Genomic DNA, 15902 nt, shown 5'->3' on the forward strand with positions numbered 1-15902 from the left:
AAGCACTCTTGGTTTCTAAAATAAAGTATCTATAAGCAACACCCTTTAGGTGTTGTATGGTTAAGCCTCACGGGTAATTAGTACAAGTTAGCTCAATGCCTCACAGCACTTACACACCTTGCCTATCAACGTTGTAGTCTCCAACGGCCCTTCAGAGGACTTAAAGTCCTAGTGAGAATTAATCTCAAGGCCTGCTTCCCGCTTAGATGCTTTCAGCGGTTATCAGTTCCGAACGTAGCTACTGGGCAATGCTATTGGCATAACAACCCAAACACCAGCGGTTCGTCCACTCCGGTCCTCTCGTACTAGGAGCAGCTCCCTTCAATTCTCAAACGCCCACGGCAGATAGGGACCGAACTGTCTCACGACGTTCTAAACCCAGCTCGCGTACCACTTTAAATGGCGAACAGCCATACCCTTGGGACCGACTTCAGCCCCAGGATGTGATGAGCCGACATCGAGGTGCCAAACACCGCCGTCGATATGAACTCTTGGGCGGTATCAGCCTGTTATCCCCGGAGTACCTTTTATCCGTTGAGCGATGGCCCTTCCATACAGAACCACCGGATCACTATGACCTACTTTCGTACCTGCTCGACGTGTCTGTCTCGCAGTTAAGCTGGCTTATGCCATTGCACTAACCGTACGATGTCCGACCGTACTTAGCCAACCTTCGTGCTCCTCCGTTACTCTTTGGGAGGAGACCGCCCCAGTCAAACTACCCACCAGACACTGTCCGCATCCCGGATAACGGGACAACGTTAGAACATCAACACTACAAGGGTGGTATTTCAAGGTCGGCTCCACATCATCTAGCGACAACGCTTCAAAGCCTCCCACCTATCCTACACATGTAGGGTCAATGTTCAGTGTCAAGCTGTAGTAAAGGTTCACGGGGTCTTTCCGTCTAGCCGCGGGTACACCGCATCTTCACGGCAATTTCAATTTCACTGAGTCTCGGGTGGAGACAGCTTGGCCATCATTACGCCATTCGTGCAGGTCGGAACTTACCCGACAAGGAATTTCGCTACCTTAGGACCGTTATAGTTACGGCCGCCGTTTACCGGGGCTTCGATCAATAGCTTCGCTTGCGCTAACCACATCAATTAACCTTCCGGCACCGGGCAGGCGTCACACCGTATACGTCATCTTTCGATTTAGCACAGTGCTGTGTTTTTAATAAACAGTTGCAGCCAACTGGTATCTGCGACTGCCGTCAGCTCAGGGAGCAAGTCCCATCACCAACAGCAGCGTACCTTCTCCCGAAGTTACGGTACCATTTTGCCTAGTTCCTTCACCCGAGTTCTCTCAAGCGCCTTGGTATTCTCTACCCAACCACCTGTGTCGGTTTGGGGTACGGTTTCGTATAATCTGAAGCTTAGAGACTTTTCCTGGAAGCAGGGCATCAACCACTTCATCACCTTAGTGACTCGTCATCAATCCTCAGCCTTAGACACCCGGATTTTCCTAAGTGTCCAGCCTACAACCTTAAACGCGGACAACCAAACGCCGCGCTGGCCTAGCCTTCTCCGTCCTCCCATCGCAATTATACGAAGTACAGGAATATTAACCTGTTTCCCATCGACTACACTTTTCAGTCTCGCCTTAGGGGCCGACTCACCCTGCTCTGATTAACATTGAACAGGAAACCTTGGTCTTTCGGCGAGGGGGCTTTTCACCCCCTTTATCGTTACTCATGTCAACATTCGCACTTCTGATACCTCCAGCAAACCTTACGATTCACCTTCAACGGCTTACAGAACGCTCCTCTACCGCACTTGCAAAGCAAGTACCCGTAGCTTCGGTGCATAGCTTAGCCCCGTTACATCTTCCGCGCAGGCCGACTCGACCAGTGAGCTATTACGCTTTCTTTAAATGATGGCTGCTTCTAAGCCAACATCCTGGCTGTCTAAGCCTTCCCACATCGTTTCCCACTTAGCTATGACTTTGGGACCTTAGCTGACGGTCTGGGTTGTTTCCCTTTTCACGACGGACGTTAGCACCCGCCGTGTGTCTCCCGGATAGTACTTAGTGGTATTCGGAGTTTGCAAAGGGTTGGTAAGTCGGGATGACCCCCTAGCCTTAACAGTGCTCTACCCCCACTAGTATTCGTCCGAGGCGCTACCTAAATAGCTTTCGAGGAGAACCAGCTATCTCCCGGTTTGATTGGCCTTTCACCCCCAGCCACAAGTCATCCGCTAATTTTTCAACATTAGTCGGTTCGGTCCTCCAATTGGTGTTACCCAATCTTCAACCTGCCCATGGCTAGATCACCGGGTTTCGGGTCTAATCCCAGCAACTATGCGCGCAGTTAACACTCGGTTTCCCTACGGCTCCGCTATTCGCTTAACCTTGCTACTGAAATTAAGTCGTTGACCCATTATACAAAAGGTACGCAGTCACCCCACAAAGAGGCTCCCACTGCTTGTACGTATACGGTTTCAGGTTCTATTTCACTCCCCTCACAGGGGTTCTTTTCGCCTTTCCCTCACGGTACTGGTTCACTATCGGTCAGTCAGGAGTATTTAGCCTTGGAGGATGGTCCCCCCATATTCAGACAACATATCACGTGTGCCGTCCTACTCGTTTTCACTTCAAATCACCTTTCGTGTACGGGGCTATCACCCGCTACGGCCAAACTTTCCAGCTTGTTCCACTAAATTATAAGAAGCTTAAGGGCTAATCCGGGTTCGCTCGCCGCTACTACCAGAATCTCGGTTGATTTCTTTTCCTCCGGGTACTTAGATGTTTCAGTTCCCCGGGTTCGCCTCGCAACGCTATGTATTCACGTTACGATACTGCATAAAATGCAGTGGGTTTCCCCATTCGGAAATCCATGTCTATTACGTCTTTTATCGACTCAACATGGCTTATCGCAGATTAACACGTCCTTCATCGCCTCTGACTGCCAAGGCATCCACCGTATACGCTTAGTCACTTAACCATACAACACCTAAATGTTGTCGCTTAAATCACTTGAATGGTCAGGCTGTATAAATCCTGCCACTCGAGTACGATCACCTTATTTTTTGAATACCAAAAACACTTGTTATTTAACTCGTATTTTTGAGATATTTTTTATCAGCTTTTCCAAATTGTTAAAGAGCATTCGGCTTCTTAGAAACCAAAGCTAAGCACTGTATCAACATAATGCTTAGCTTTATTTTCTTAAGCCAAAGAGAGAAATGGTATCCCGTACGAGATTTGAACTCGTGTTACCGCCGTGAAAGGGCGGTGTCCTAGGCCTCTAGACGAACGGGACACTGCGTTAGCTGTTCTCGTTGGTTCTAAACCACACTAGAACTTCTCTCTTTATCTTCTATCAAGCAATCTGTGTGAACACGTCACAAAACATAAACGTTCATAATAAGGAGGTGATCCAGCCCCAGGTTCCCCTAGGGCTACCTTGTTACGACTTCACCCCAGTCATGAACCACAAAGTGGTGAGCGTCCTCCCGAAGGTTAAACTACCCACTTCTTTTGCAGCCCACTCCCATGGTGTGACGGGCGGTGTGTACAAGGCCCGGGAACGTATTCACCGTGGCATTCTGATCCACGATTACTAGCGATTCCGACTTCACGGAGTCGAGTTGCAGACTCCGATCCGGACTACGACATGCTTTCTGGGGTCCGCTTGCTCTCGCGAGTTCGCATCCCTCTGTACATGCCATTGTAGCACGTGTGTAGCCCTGCCCGTAAGGGCCATGATGACTTGACGTCGTCCCCACCTTCCTCCGGTTTATCACCGGCAGTCTCCCTAGAGTTCCCACCATCACGTGCTGGCAAATAAGGATAAGGGTTGCGCTCGTTGCGGGACTTAACCCAACATCTCACGACACGAGCTGACGACAGCCATGCAGCACCTGTATCTAAGTTCCCGAAGGCACCAATCCATCTCTGGAAAGTTCTTAGTATGTCAAGGGCAGGTAAGGTTCTTCGCGTTGCATCGAATTAAACCACATGCTCCACCGCTTGTGCGGGCCCCCGTCAATTCATTTGAGTTTTAACCTTGCGGCCGTACTCCCCAGGCGGTCTACTTAATGCGTTAGCTGCGTTACCCACGGGTTAAACCCACAGACAACTAGTAGACATCGTTTACGGCGTGGACTACCAGGGTATCTAATCCTGTTTGCTCCCCACGCTTTCGTACATGAGCGTCAGTTTTTGTCCAGGTGGCCGCCTTCGCCACTGGTATTCCTTCAGATCTCTACGCATTTCACCGCTACACCTGAAATTCTACCACCCTCTACAAAACTCTAGCTTCCCAGTTCCAAATGCCATTCCCAGGTTGAGCCCGGGGATTTCACATCTGGCTTAAAAAGCCGCCTGCGTACGCTTTACGCCCAGTAATTCCGATTAACGCTCGGACCCTCCGTATTACCGCGGCTGCTGGCACGGAGTTAGCCGGTCCTTCTTCTGTCGCTAACGTCAAACAATATACGTATTAAGCATATTGCCTTCCTCACAACTGAAAGTGCTTTACAACCCGAAGGCCTTCTTCACACACGCGGCATGGCTGCATCAGGCTTTCGCCCATTGTGCAATATTCCCCACTGCTGCCTCCCGTAGGAGTCTGGGCCGTGTCTCAGTCCCAGTGTGGCTGATCATCCTCTCAAACCAGCTAGGGATCGTCGCCTTGGTGAGCCATTACCCCACCAACTAGCTAATCCCACTTGGGCTAATCTCTACGCGAAAGGCTCCGAAGAGTCCCCTCCTTTGGTCCGAAGACATTATGCGGTATTAGCAGTCGTTTCCAACTGTTGTCCCCCACGTAAAGGCATATTCCCAAGCATTACTCACCCGTCCGCCGCTCGTCATCTTCTAGCAAGCTAGAAATGTTACCGCTCGACTTGCATGTGTTAAGCCTGCCGCCAGCGTTCAATCTGAGCCATGATCAAACTCTTCAATCAAAGTTTTTTCGCTCAAAGTAAATACTGAAATTATTACTGTTAAAACAGTGTGTCACTCCAGTCCACTTAAGCTAATTTTTTTCGCTTAGTGCTCTGCGAGTGCTCACACAGATTGCTTGATAAATTGTTAAAGAGCGTTGCTTCTTGCGAAGCGAGGTGCGCATTCTACGCCATCCTCGGTGACTGTCAACCGCTTTTTTCAATCTTTTCCGAAGAAGTTTCCTAAGGAAAGTTTGAAGCGTTTAACCGTCGCTAATAAAGCCTCAGGCCTTACCAACCCTGACCGCTTGCTGCTGCGCTATTGCGTGCTGCCCGCCGTGTCAGTGGAGTCGCATTATAGGGATCCGCGCTTACGGTGCAAGCCTTTTTTGAAGAAAATCACAGTTTTTTGTTTAACTGCTCAAAGCAGCAACAAATTGTGCTCTTTTTAAGCAACTCGCACACCTCAGGGATAATAACTATAGTTAAGTTTTAAGTATTTGCCCCTTTAATCTGTGCTTTCTTTTATATGGAACAGCAGATTAGTTTCATTCTTGGGTTTACTTCACGAATGTATTGGATACCATAGCCGCCCTTTTTCCTTTGGAGTCTCTTGCTGATGTCATTTTCTATCGGCCAACGCTGGATCAGTGATTCAGAATCTGAGTTAGGTTTAGGAACCGTTGTTGCAATCGAGGGCAGAATGGTCACTTTGCTCTTTCCTGCAACCGGTGAAAACCGATTCTATGCAATGGCCGAAGCGCCTATCACTCGAGTTATATTTAATACGGGTGATGAGATCACCAGCACCGATGATTGGTCAATGACCATTACCCAAGTTGAAGAAGCAGATGAGTTGATTGTTTATCACGGTGTCCGCAATGATACCGAAGAACAAGTACAACTCCGCGAGATGTTTCTTAGCCATTTTTTAAAGTTTAATAAGCCGCAAGATCGTTTATTTGCAGGCCAGGTCGATCGCTTCGATAGCTTTGTGATCCGCTACCAAACTCAATTGAAGCGTTTTACTGAACAACAATCAGAGTTGAAAGGATTAATGGGCGGTAAAGTCAGTTTAATCCCCCATCAACTTTATATTGCTAGCGAAGTTGGTCGACGAATTTCTCCTCGTGTCCTGCTTTCAGACGAAGTCGGCTTAGGTAAAACCATTGAAGCTGGTTTGATCATCCACCAACAACTGATTGCAGGTTTAGCTAAACGCGTATTGATTGTCGTGCCCGATGCTTTGCAGTACCAATGGCTAATTGAAATGCTACGCCGTTTTAATATGCACTTTAGTTTATTTGACGAAGATCGTTGTGTAGAAGCCTATGCCGAAGCCGACAACCCTTTCGACACCGAACAATTGGTACTGTGTAGCTTAAATTTCTTACGTAGTCGTAAAAAACGCTTTGAACAGATATTAGCTACCGAATGGGATTTAATGATCGTCGATGAAGCCCATCACTTAAAGTGGGACGAACAATCACCGAGCCGTGAGTATCAAATCATTGAAGCCTTATCTCAGCAAATTACTGGCGTATTATTACTCACAGCAACCCCCGACCAACTCGGACATCAAAGTCATTTTGCTCGCCTACGGCTACTCGACCCAGATCGCTTCTACGATTATCAAGCATTCATCGAAGAAGAGCAGCATTACCAGCCTGTTGCCACCGCTGCCCAGTCGCTACTCGAACAGTCGCCACTACTCGCCGAACAAGCCAATCATTTAACCGAACTACTCAGCGAAAATGATATTCAACCCTTATTGCTAATAATTAACGACCCGACATCGAGTTACGAACAACAGCAACAAGCACGTGAAGAATTATTACAACACCTACTCGATCGACACGGTACCGGCCGAGTTTTATTTAGAAACACCCGCAGTGCCATGCAAGGTTTTCCGCTACGCCAATTGAGCAGTTACGCCTTAACGCTACCGAGCCAGTATCAAACAGCCCTGAAAGTGCATCAAATGATGCAAAGCAAAGCATCCAATAATGTCATGCAATTAATGTTTCCAGAAGAACTGTACCAACAGTTTGAAGGAGAAGCGGAGGGTGAAGCCAGCTGGACTAAATTTGACCCGCGCATCGATTGGTTACTAGGATTTTTACTGGCACACAAGCAAAAGAAAATCTTGCTGATTTGCGCCAAGGCGGCCACCGCCCTAGCCATTGAAGATGCGGTACGCACCCGAGAAGGGATCCGAGCGACCGTTTTCCATGAAGATATGTCTTTACTGGAACGAGATAAAGCTGCCGCTTACTTCGCGCAAGAGGAGGCGGGAGCCCAACTAATGGTTTGTTCAGAAATTGGTTCTGAAGGCCGTAACTTTCAGTTTGCTCATCATATCGTGTTATTTGATTTACCAATTAACCCTGATTTACTCGAACAACGGATCGGTCGATTAGATCGAATTGGCCAAAAAAATGATATTCAGATCCATGTCCCTTATTTGGCGAAAACGCCTCAGCAAACGCTTTTACGTTGGTATCACGAAGGTTTAAATGCATTCGAGCAAACCTGCCCGGCTGGCGCCGCCATCTACGCCGAATTTGGCGAAAGCTTAAATGCCCTGCTGATACAAAACCAACCGGATGAAGCCGTTCTTGAGCAACTGATTGGTGACTGTGCCAAACGTTATCAAGCAATTAAACAAAAGCTCGATGCAGGACGAGATCGGCTATTGGAAATTCACTCTGGCGGCGGTAGTAAAGCCAACGATTTAGTCGAGAAGATCCAGGCTGCTGAACAAGATCCACACTTTGTCACCTTTAGCTTACGGCTGTTTGATACCGTTGGCATCAACCAAGACGATAAAGGCGAGAATGCTTTGGTCTTGCATGCCAGTGAACAGATGATCGTTCCCTCCATCCAAGGTTTACCTGAAGACGGTTGTACCATTACTTATGATAGAGACACAGCCTTAAGTCGCGATGAAATACAACTCATGTCGTGGGAGCATCCTTTATTGCAAAGCTGTATCGATACCATTTTGGGCGCCGACCTAGGTACCACATCAGTCGCCTTATTAAAGAATCGAGCACTACCGGTAGGTAGCTTATTTGTTGAAGGGATCTTCATTATTGAGACCAGCGCACCTGCGCAGTATCAAATCGAACGTTACTTGCCTGCCACGCCAGTGCGAATTTTGCTGGATAAAAATGGCGGTAATCTTTCAGAAAATGTGAGTTTTGATCAGTTTAATAGTCAGCTTTCGGCGGTAAATCGTCATTTGGCGGCCAAACTAGTCAGTGCATCACAAGCTCAGATCCATCCCTTATTGCACCAAGCCAACGAACTGGCTCAGCAACAGCTAGACCGTATTGTGGCGGATGCCAGCAAGACCATGCAACAAAGCTTAAATACTGAACTAGAACGACTCGAAGCATTAAGCGCCGTAAATCCCAGTATTCGTCAAGATGAACTGGATACGCTACGCGAGCTACGCGACACGGCTGATAATTACCTGCAAAAGGCGCAAGTAAAATTAGATGCTTTACGAGTGATTTTAGTGTCACATAACTAAGCATCATTTCACTGATTTATTCCAAACAAGGCCTCAGGTACACTGAGGCCTTATTTTTTAGAGCCCATGTCATGCCAAACTTTGTTTATCGTCCGCCAATGTCTCCTTATATCAGCATCGTCTATCAAGATGATTCGGTCGTAGTATTTAACAAAGCCAGTGGCTTATTGTCAGTACCAGGTCGAATAGAAAAGGATAGTTTATGGCAACGAGCTCAGCGTGTATGGCCAGAACTCAAGATAGTTCACCGCCTAGATATGGCCACCTCGGGGCTAATTGTAATGGCCCTCGGTAAACCAGCACAAAGCCATTTAAGTCGACAATTTCAACAACGTAAAACAGCGAAGACTTATTACGCAGAAATATTTGGCCACCCCCATACAACTCAGGGAGAAGTCAATCTGCCTTTACGTTGTGACTGGCCCAATCGCCCCAGACAAATGGTTGATCTTGAGCTGGGCAAAGCAGCCCTTACCAAATGGTTTCTATTGGAAAAACGCCAGCACACCTCTCTGGTGGAGTTACAACCTATTACTGGTCGAACTCATCAACTTCGGGTACACATGCAACAGATCGGCTGTCCAATAGTCGGTGATGGTTTTTATGCCAGTGCTAAGGCTATTGCACTTAGCGAGCGCTTACATTTACATGCAGCGAAGCTTGGCTTTTTTCACCCCATCACTGAACATTGGCTAGAATTTGACTGTGAACCGCCTTTTTAACTAAAGCTTCAATGGTTTGCTTCCGATATAGGATCAACTCTGTTCAACCTTGGGCTGCAATCAAGTGCGGATCTACAAACTGTTTTGGTTAATCACTGTACTTAGCACCATGGCGTGGGCACAGCCTCAATCTCTGGATTTTTCGCAATGGCCTGTCAAGGGTGAACTAAAATCACTCACCGTAGAACAACGCCAATTTGTAAGTCTATGGATAGAACAACAGACCCCACAACAGCGAGGAACGGCGATTTTGCTTCCCGACTGGGGGAACTCTCCCAGTAGCGAGGATATGATCGATAGCTTACGCCAAACGCTTCCCTCCTTAGGCTGGCAAACCGGCGCGATTCTTCCACCAGCCCCCCAAGCCAGTCTGATGCAAGACAGTGAACCGCAAGATCAACAAAACACTTACCAACAACAACTAAGCGAAGTCATCGAAGCCGCTCGACAAACCCAAGCTCAGCCATTTGGATTTCAACTGTTGATCGCGCAAGGGGTGATGGGCGCCTGGCTGGTCGAGTTGCTCGCCGAACAGCAATTAAGCCCACCCGATGGGCTTATCTTAATGAGCGCCTACTACCCCAACCAAGCCCTAAATCAAAGGCTTGCCAAACAGCTCGCGCGGCTGAGCATTCCGGTACTCGACATCTATGATCCAAATTATAATCAATGGCAATTCGAAGCTGCCCAGCAACGCTTGATTGCCAGCAATAAAAGTCAGAAATTAAACTACCGACAAACACAGCTACCGGTCTCTGCCGAAACCGCACCTAACCATGCCTTACTCACGAAAAGCATTTATGGCTGGTTGAACGCCTTAGGTTGGTACTAGCCAAGAGCTTAAACGCTGGTTAAACTGAACAACAGTTTCCCCATTCACAATATGTTGATTTATCGATGAATATTGTATTTTTAGACCGACAGACCCTAACTGACGATGTAAATTTAAGGCGTCCTCGCTTCCCCCATACTTGGCAAGACTATGCCAGTACCAATCCCGAGCAGCGATTAGCCCATGCGCAACATGCTGATATTTTGATAGTCAACAAAGTAAAACTCGATGCTGCTATTCTTAAGCAGCTTCCCCGCTTAAAATTGATTGCGGTGGCCGCAACTGGCACCAACAATGTAGATTTAGCTGCCGCAGCTCAACAACAGATCATCGTTTCAAATATTCAAGATTATGCCGCCCAGAGCATCGCCGAGCATAGTATTGGCTTGATGTTTAATTTACGTCGCAATATAACCGCCTACCATCAGGCCGTTCAACAGGGACGCTGGCAACAGTCACAGCAGTTCTGCTTTTTTGACTATCCCATTGATAATTTGGCAGGTCAAAAATTGGTGATTATTGGCGCAGGCAACTTAGGTCAAGCCACAGCTAAACTTGCGAAAAGTATCGGTATGGAAGTGATATTTGCCGAACGTAAAAATCAAGCTCCCCGAACCGGAAGGGTTGATTTTATGGACGCCTTGGCCTGCGCAGACGTGCTAAGTATCCACTGTCCTCTCAGTTCCGAAACGGCAGATCTCATCACTCACACCGAATTAGCGTTAATGAAACCCAGCGCATTATTAATTAACACTGCTCGGGGCGGTATCGTGAACGAGGCCGCCTTACTCGAAGCTCTACGCTCCGGAGGCATTGCCGGCGCCGCTTGTGACGTTGTCAGTCAAGAGCCCCCTTCCAGCGACAACCCTTTATTACAAGCCCAGGCGTTAAGCAACTTTATCCTCACGCCACATGTAGGCTGGGCAAGTAGTCAAAGCATGCAAAGCCTGGCCGACCAACTGATTGACAACATAGAAGCCTTCTCCGCAGGTCAGCCTCGCAACCAAGTATAGAGTTATCTAAGCCACTTTCGCTTTGCGTTGTAGCTTAATCACTTCATAGGCACGTTGAATATCTTGAGTTCGCTGCTTAGCCAGCTCCATCATCTCCGGTGGCAGACCTTTTGCTACCAGCTTATCCGGGTGATGCTGGCTCATCAGTTTACGATAAGCGCGCTTCACTTGTTGCTCGCTGTCTTGGTCCGTGACCCCAAGAATTTGGTAGGCTTCGTCCAACTGTTTTGCACTTGATTGCGTCGATTGCTGTTGACCACCGCGACGATGGAAGTTGAGCTCGGCTTCCCAGCGAGAAATCATCGCGTCTAACTCTTGCGCAGAAAAACCTAAGGCATTTGCAACACGTTGCAACAATGCCCGTTCGCTGTCATCCACCACACCGTCGGCGAACACCCCCTGCAACTGAATTTCCATAAACATTTGCAATAAATCGCGACGCCCCTGTACCACTTTTACGAAGCGGGCTACCTGTTCTTCTAGCGGAAAACTGGCATCTTTGCCTTGCCGAAAAGCATCTTGAGCCTGACGGCGAGCCTCGCCTTGTAGACGCATTTGGTCCATCAAAAAATTGGCGACTTGAATTTCTTGCTGAGTCACCACACCTTTTGACTTAGCGATATGCCCCAACACAGCAAAAGTCGAAAACAAAAACTCTTGTTGTACCACTTGGCTATTCGCGCTAGAAAAAACGAAGCCTTGACCCATCGCCTTGTCAAAACGGTGACCCAACCACAAACCGAGTAAGGCGCCAAACCAACTGCCAAACATCAGACCAAAAAATACTCCTAGGAGTTTTCCCCAAAACCGCATAACTATTCTCTATTTACTTGTTAATTGCTGATCTAACTGCGCCAAACGTTGTGGCGTCCCCACATCAATCCACTGACCAAACTGCTGCTGCCCTGTCACTCGCTTAGCTGCTATTGCCGTCCTCAGTAAAGGAGCAAGCGCATGCCTCCCCGGAACCAGTGCCTCAAAAAAACGCTGACGATAAACCGCCACCCCACTAAAGGTCAATTCGGGGCGGTCCACCAAACGTATACCATCAATCGCAAAATCCCCCTTGGGATGATGCTCGGGATTCGCCACTAACAACAAATGTGCATCGGCATCACCAATCTGCAACGACGCAAGCCGCTGGTAATCCCAATCATTCCAAATATCACCGTTAATCACCAGAAAAGGATCTGCTTTTATTAAGGGCAAAGCCTGTAAGATCCCTCCTGCCGTTTCAAGCGCTTGAGGCTCATGACTATATAACAACTGAATCTTCCAGCGTTGGCCATCACCCAATGTTGCCTCAATTTGCTCCCCTAAATAGGCGGTATTGATAATGATCCGCTGAAAACCCACAGCCACTAGTTTTTCAATATGCCATTCAATTAAAGCTTTGCCCGCCACCTTTAACAAGGGCTTGGGACAAGCGTCGGTAAGTGGACGCATCCGCTCACCTCGCCCAGCCGCCAAAATCATTGCAGTATCTAAACCACTCATCGATGAAACCCCTTTGCGATGGGAGCCAACCATTGATTAAATGCTGAAAATTCAGAATAAGTAGCGCTCACCCGCTGGATGTAATCCAAAGTTTGCGGAATCGCTTCACGGTAGCCTTGTTTCCCATCACGGTGGGCTAAACGACAAAATATTCCAAGCGCCTTAAGATGACGTTGTAAGCCCGTCAAATCAAACCAGCGTTGCCATTGCGCCATGCTAATATCTTGATTAATGCTTAGACGGGAGAAAAATGACTGACTCAAGTGTTGCACCATCTCTTCAGGCCAAGCGATGTAGCAATCTCTTAGCAACGACACCACGTCATAACTGAGTGGCCCCAAAACCATATCTTGAAAATCGATCATCACCATTTGCTGCTGATGAAGCATCAAATTTCGACAATGAAAATCACGATGCATCGCAACATAAGGCTGTTCTTGGATGGCGACGCTGAGCTCTTCACAAAGACTCTGCCACTGCGCAGCCGCTTGCCATTCAGTTCCACTAAGCTGTAATTCTTTCGCCACAAACCACTCGGCAAAAATATCCAACTCTCGCTGAATAAAAGTCTGGTCAAAATATTCCAAAGAAGGCAGCTCAGAAGGTTTAAGTGCTTGTAATTGAACGATCAGGTCTAAGGCTTGTCTATAGTATTTGTCGGCACTATCAAGACTTAAGCAATCTTCTAACATGGTGGTGCCGAGATCTTCAATCGCCATAAAACCTTGCTTAAGATCTGCGGCTAGGATCTTAGGAACGGGGAGCTGGTGACGGCTTAGTGCCGACGCTAAATCAACAAATTGTTGGTTTTTTTCGGTAAGAGGAGGCGCATCAACCGCAATGGCGGTAGTGCTTAGATCATAATCAAAACGAAAATAGCGGCGAAAGCTTGCATCACCACTGATCATCGTTAACTGAGGAAGTCCCATGGATAAACTATTAGACAACCATTGTTGTAAAGCTGATTCGCGCACTATATTACTCATATTTCTATATTAAATGACGGCCTTTAAATAGCCGCCCACCGATAAATCCAGTATTATAAGCCGCTAACTTTAACCACAGAATTCATAAAGCACAACGTTGATACTCTCGCTTGGAATTTTAATACGTCAGGGAATGGTCCAAATTCATATGTTGTTAATTAAACGGAATCTGCCACGACTAGGATTGGCAATCTTCTTGCTAAGCCCTAACGCCAAGGCAGAAACCCCGTTAGCGCTGGCTCAGTGCCGAGCTTACATACCGGAACGTACTCAGTCAGGTCCCGTCGACCCCACTGCACCATACGTGATAGCGGCCGACTCACTACATGCAAAGCAAGGTGATAAGGCAAGTTTTACCGGTAACGTTGAATTTTCTCAAGGTCCCAGAGTACTCAAAGCTGATAACACAGTACTCGATGAGCAAGCTCAAACACTGAAGGCCGATGGTAAAATTGAGTTTCAAGATAACTTGGTCAGCGTCAAAAGTGATAGCTTCGATGCAAATTTAAAAAATCATCAGGCGAAACTAAATTCAGCTGAATATCAGTTGTTCGAGCAGCAAGGTCATGGTGAAGCGCATAATTTAATCATCAACGATGAGCAAAACTTATCCTTGGAAAACGCCAGCTACACCGCCTGTCCTCCCGGAGATGTGAGCTGGGAGATCCACGCCGAAAAAATAGATATCGACACCGAAAATCAATGGGCGACAACCAAAAATGCAACAGTAAGATTAATGAACGTCCCCGTTCTTTACTTACCTTACTTCTCCTACCCAATTGGTGGCCAGCGTCATAGCGGCTTTTTATTTCCAAGCATATCAACCTCCACCACCAATGGTATGGATATTTCCACGCCCTATTATTGGAACATTGCACCTAATTTTGATGCCACCATAACTCCGCGAGTCATGTCGCGCAGAGGCCTGCAGTTACAATCCGAGTTTCGTTACTTACTTGGCCAGCAAACCGGTATCGTCAACGCTGAGTATATCGCCAACGACCGAGAGTTTGACGACTCGCGTTATTTGTTGCACTGGGATCATCAAGGTCAATGGCGACGCAACTGGCGTTTCAACACTGACTATACCCAGATTAGTGATGACAACTACTTTAACGACTTAGGCGATATTTTAGGTAAGAATAATGAGAATCAACTGCTACAAACTGGGGATGTGGGCTACCACACCCAAAACTGGTACGGCAAACTACGGGTACAAGATTTTCAAGTCTTAGGGGATACCGAGCAGCCGCACACCTTGCTCCCTCAACTGAGTTTTAGTGGCGATTGGGATCTCGACTGGCAAACATTGCAATTTGGTTTTGATAGTGAACTAAGTAATTTTTCGCATAGTGATGCTAGCATGTACACCGCCAAGCGACTCCATCTAGAGCCTCATTTGCGCCTGCCTTACGTGGTACCCGAAGGTTTTTTCCAAGCCGATCTCGCCTTAATGCATACCTATTATCAACAAGATAAAGGTAGTAATCCGGACAACAACTACTTGGGTGAAGACATTCGTCGTACCCTACCTAAATTAAGCGTCAAAGCAGGCCTCAATTTTGACCGCAAAACCAGTTGGTACGGTGCGAACTATACTCAAACTCTTGAGCCAGTGGTGAAGTACTTATATATCCCCTATCGAGATCAAAGCGACATTGGTCTATATGACACCGCCAACCTACAACAAGACTATTATGGCCTGTTCCGAGATCAGCGCTATAGCGGGCTAGACCGGATCGCCGATGCCAACCAGTTAACCTTAGGGGTTCATTCTCGGTTCTTATCCGCTGAAAATAAGGAGACCTTACGCTTTAGTCTTGGACAAATCATCTATCTTGATCCAAGCCGCACAACGCTATTACCGGATAGCAAGTCATCCACCAATTCCAGTTCGGCCTTAGCATTTGAAATTGACGCGAATATTCAACAAGACTGGTATGGTCACACCGGCTTACAGATTAATACGCTCGAGGGTAAGCTTAATAAGGCCAATGCCGCTATCGAATGGCGCCCAGAAGTGCAAAAATTAGTTCAATTAAACTACCGCTACTCTCAAGCCGACGAGACAATGCTCAGTGACATAAACCAACTGGGTAGTAAAATTGCGTGGCCACTGCGAGACAATGTTTCTGCTGTTGCCAGCTATTATCGAGACATGAAGCTCGATCGAAGTATCGAGAGTTATCTAGGACTACAGTTTAATTCCTGCTGCTGGGGGATCCGTCTTACTTACCAACGCAGCTTACAAAGTAATTATGTCGACAATACATCAGGAATTGATCGCGTTGGCGTATTTGACAGCTCCTTCCGCTTAGACTTTGAAATAAAAGGATTAGGTGGCAATGATACTAGCAGTCAAGAAAAAATGTTAGATGGTGGCAACTTTAAATACGGGCGCCCCTTTTACCTCAACAATTAAAAC

8 protein-coding genes, 1 tRNA gene and 2 rRNA genes are annotated in these 15902 nt (G+C 47.3%); 5 read left to right on the forward strand and 6 right to left on the reverse strand.

The annotated features are described in order from the left end of the window. Positions 1–56: 56 nt before the first annotated feature. The 3 genes from ACRRSW_RS19165 to ACRRSW_RS19175 all read right to left on the reverse strand — a co-directional run bounded on the left by ACRRSW_RS19165 (position 57) and on the right by ACRRSW_RS19175 (position 4910). Positions 57–2944: ribosomal RNA gene (locus ACRRSW_RS19165) — 23S ribosomal RNA — on the reverse strand. A 242-nt stretch (positions 2945–3186) separates the two neighbouring features. Next, a tRNA-Glu gene (locus ACRRSW_RS19170) sits at positions 3187–3262 on the reverse strand. Positions 3263–3367: 105 nt separating this feature from the next. Beyond that, positions 3368–4910: ribosomal RNA gene (locus ACRRSW_RS19175) — 16S ribosomal RNA — on the reverse strand. The 16S and 23S rRNA genes sit together here with 1 tRNA gene alongside, the layout of an rRNA operon. Positions 4911–5508: 598 nt before the next feature. On the opposite strand from ACRRSW_RS19175, the gene rapA reads away from it, so the two are divergent. The 4 genes from rapA (at position 5509) to ACRRSW_RS19195 (ending at position 10994) form a co-directional block, all read left to right on the forward strand. Next, entirely contained in the window at positions 5509–8427 is a 2919-nt protein-coding gene (gene rapA / locus ACRRSW_RS19180) for an RNA polymerase-associated protein RapA (protein ID WP_432460171.1), read from the forward strand. A 71-nt stretch (positions 8428–8498) separates the two neighbouring features. Further along, positions 8499–9149 (forward strand): pseudouridine synthase, encoded by a 651-nt coding sequence (locus ACRRSW_RS19185; protein ID WP_432455960.1) that lies wholly within the window; start codon positions 8499–8501, stop codon positions 9147–9149. A gap of 64 nt (positions 9150–9213) precedes the next feature. Then, positions 9214–9981, forward strand: coding sequence for a DUF3530 family protein (locus tag ACRRSW_RS19190; protein ID WP_432460173.1), 768 nt, complete (start codon positions 9214–9216; stop codon positions 9979–9981). A gap of 65 nt (positions 9982–10046) precedes the next feature. Next, positions 10047–10994, forward strand: coding sequence for a D-2-hydroxyacid dehydrogenase (locus ACRRSW_RS19195; protein ID WP_432455958.1), 948 nt, complete (start codon positions 10047–10049; stop codon positions 10992–10994). A gap of 6 nt (positions 10995–11000) precedes the next feature. Here ACRRSW_RS19195 and djlA read toward each other — a convergent pair whose 3' ends face one another. Genes djlA through ACRRSW_RS19210 form a run of 3 tightly spaced genes read right to left on the reverse strand, consistent with a single transcriptional unit; the run spans position 11001 to position 13477 of the window. Continuing rightward, on the reverse strand, positions 11001–11807 hold the full coding sequence (gene djlA / locus ACRRSW_RS19200) for a co-chaperone DjlA (RefSeq protein WP_432460174.1): 807 nt from the start codon (positions 11805–11807) through the stop codon (positions 11001–11003). Between the two features lie 9 nt (positions 11808–11816). Then, the gene (gene murU / locus ACRRSW_RS19205) at positions 11817–12491 is read right to left on the reverse strand and encodes an N-acetylmuramate alpha-1-phosphate uridylyltransferase MurU (RefSeq protein ID WP_432460176.1); all 675 of its coding nucleotides are present in this window, start codon (positions 12489–12491) and stop codon (positions 11817–11819) included. Continuing rightward, positions 12488–13477 carry an aminoglycoside phosphotransferase family protein gene (locus tag ACRRSW_RS19210; protein ID WP_432455955.1) on the reverse strand — a complete coding sequence of 330 codons (990 nt, stop codon included), beginning with the start codon at positions 13475–13477 and terminating at the stop codon, positions 12488–12490. The genes murU and ACRRSW_RS19210 overlap by 4 nt, the downstream gene beginning before the upstream one ends. A gap of 148 nt (positions 13478–13625) precedes the next feature. Here ACRRSW_RS19210 and lptD point away from each other — a divergent pair, with 148 nt between their 5' ends. Then, positions 13626–15899 carry an LPS assembly protein LptD gene (gene lptD / locus ACRRSW_RS19215; RefSeq protein WP_432460177.1) on the forward strand — a complete coding sequence of 758 codons (2274 nt, stop codon included), beginning with the start codon at positions 13626–13628 and terminating at the stop codon, positions 15897–15899. Positions 15900–15902 lie beyond the last annotated feature (3 nt).

Origin of the sequence: Agarivorans sp. QJM3NY_25, from assembly GCF_050870875.2 — a bacterium.
GTDB lineage: Bacteria > Pseudomonadota > Gammaproteobacteria > Enterobacterales > Celerinatantimonadaceae > Agarivorans.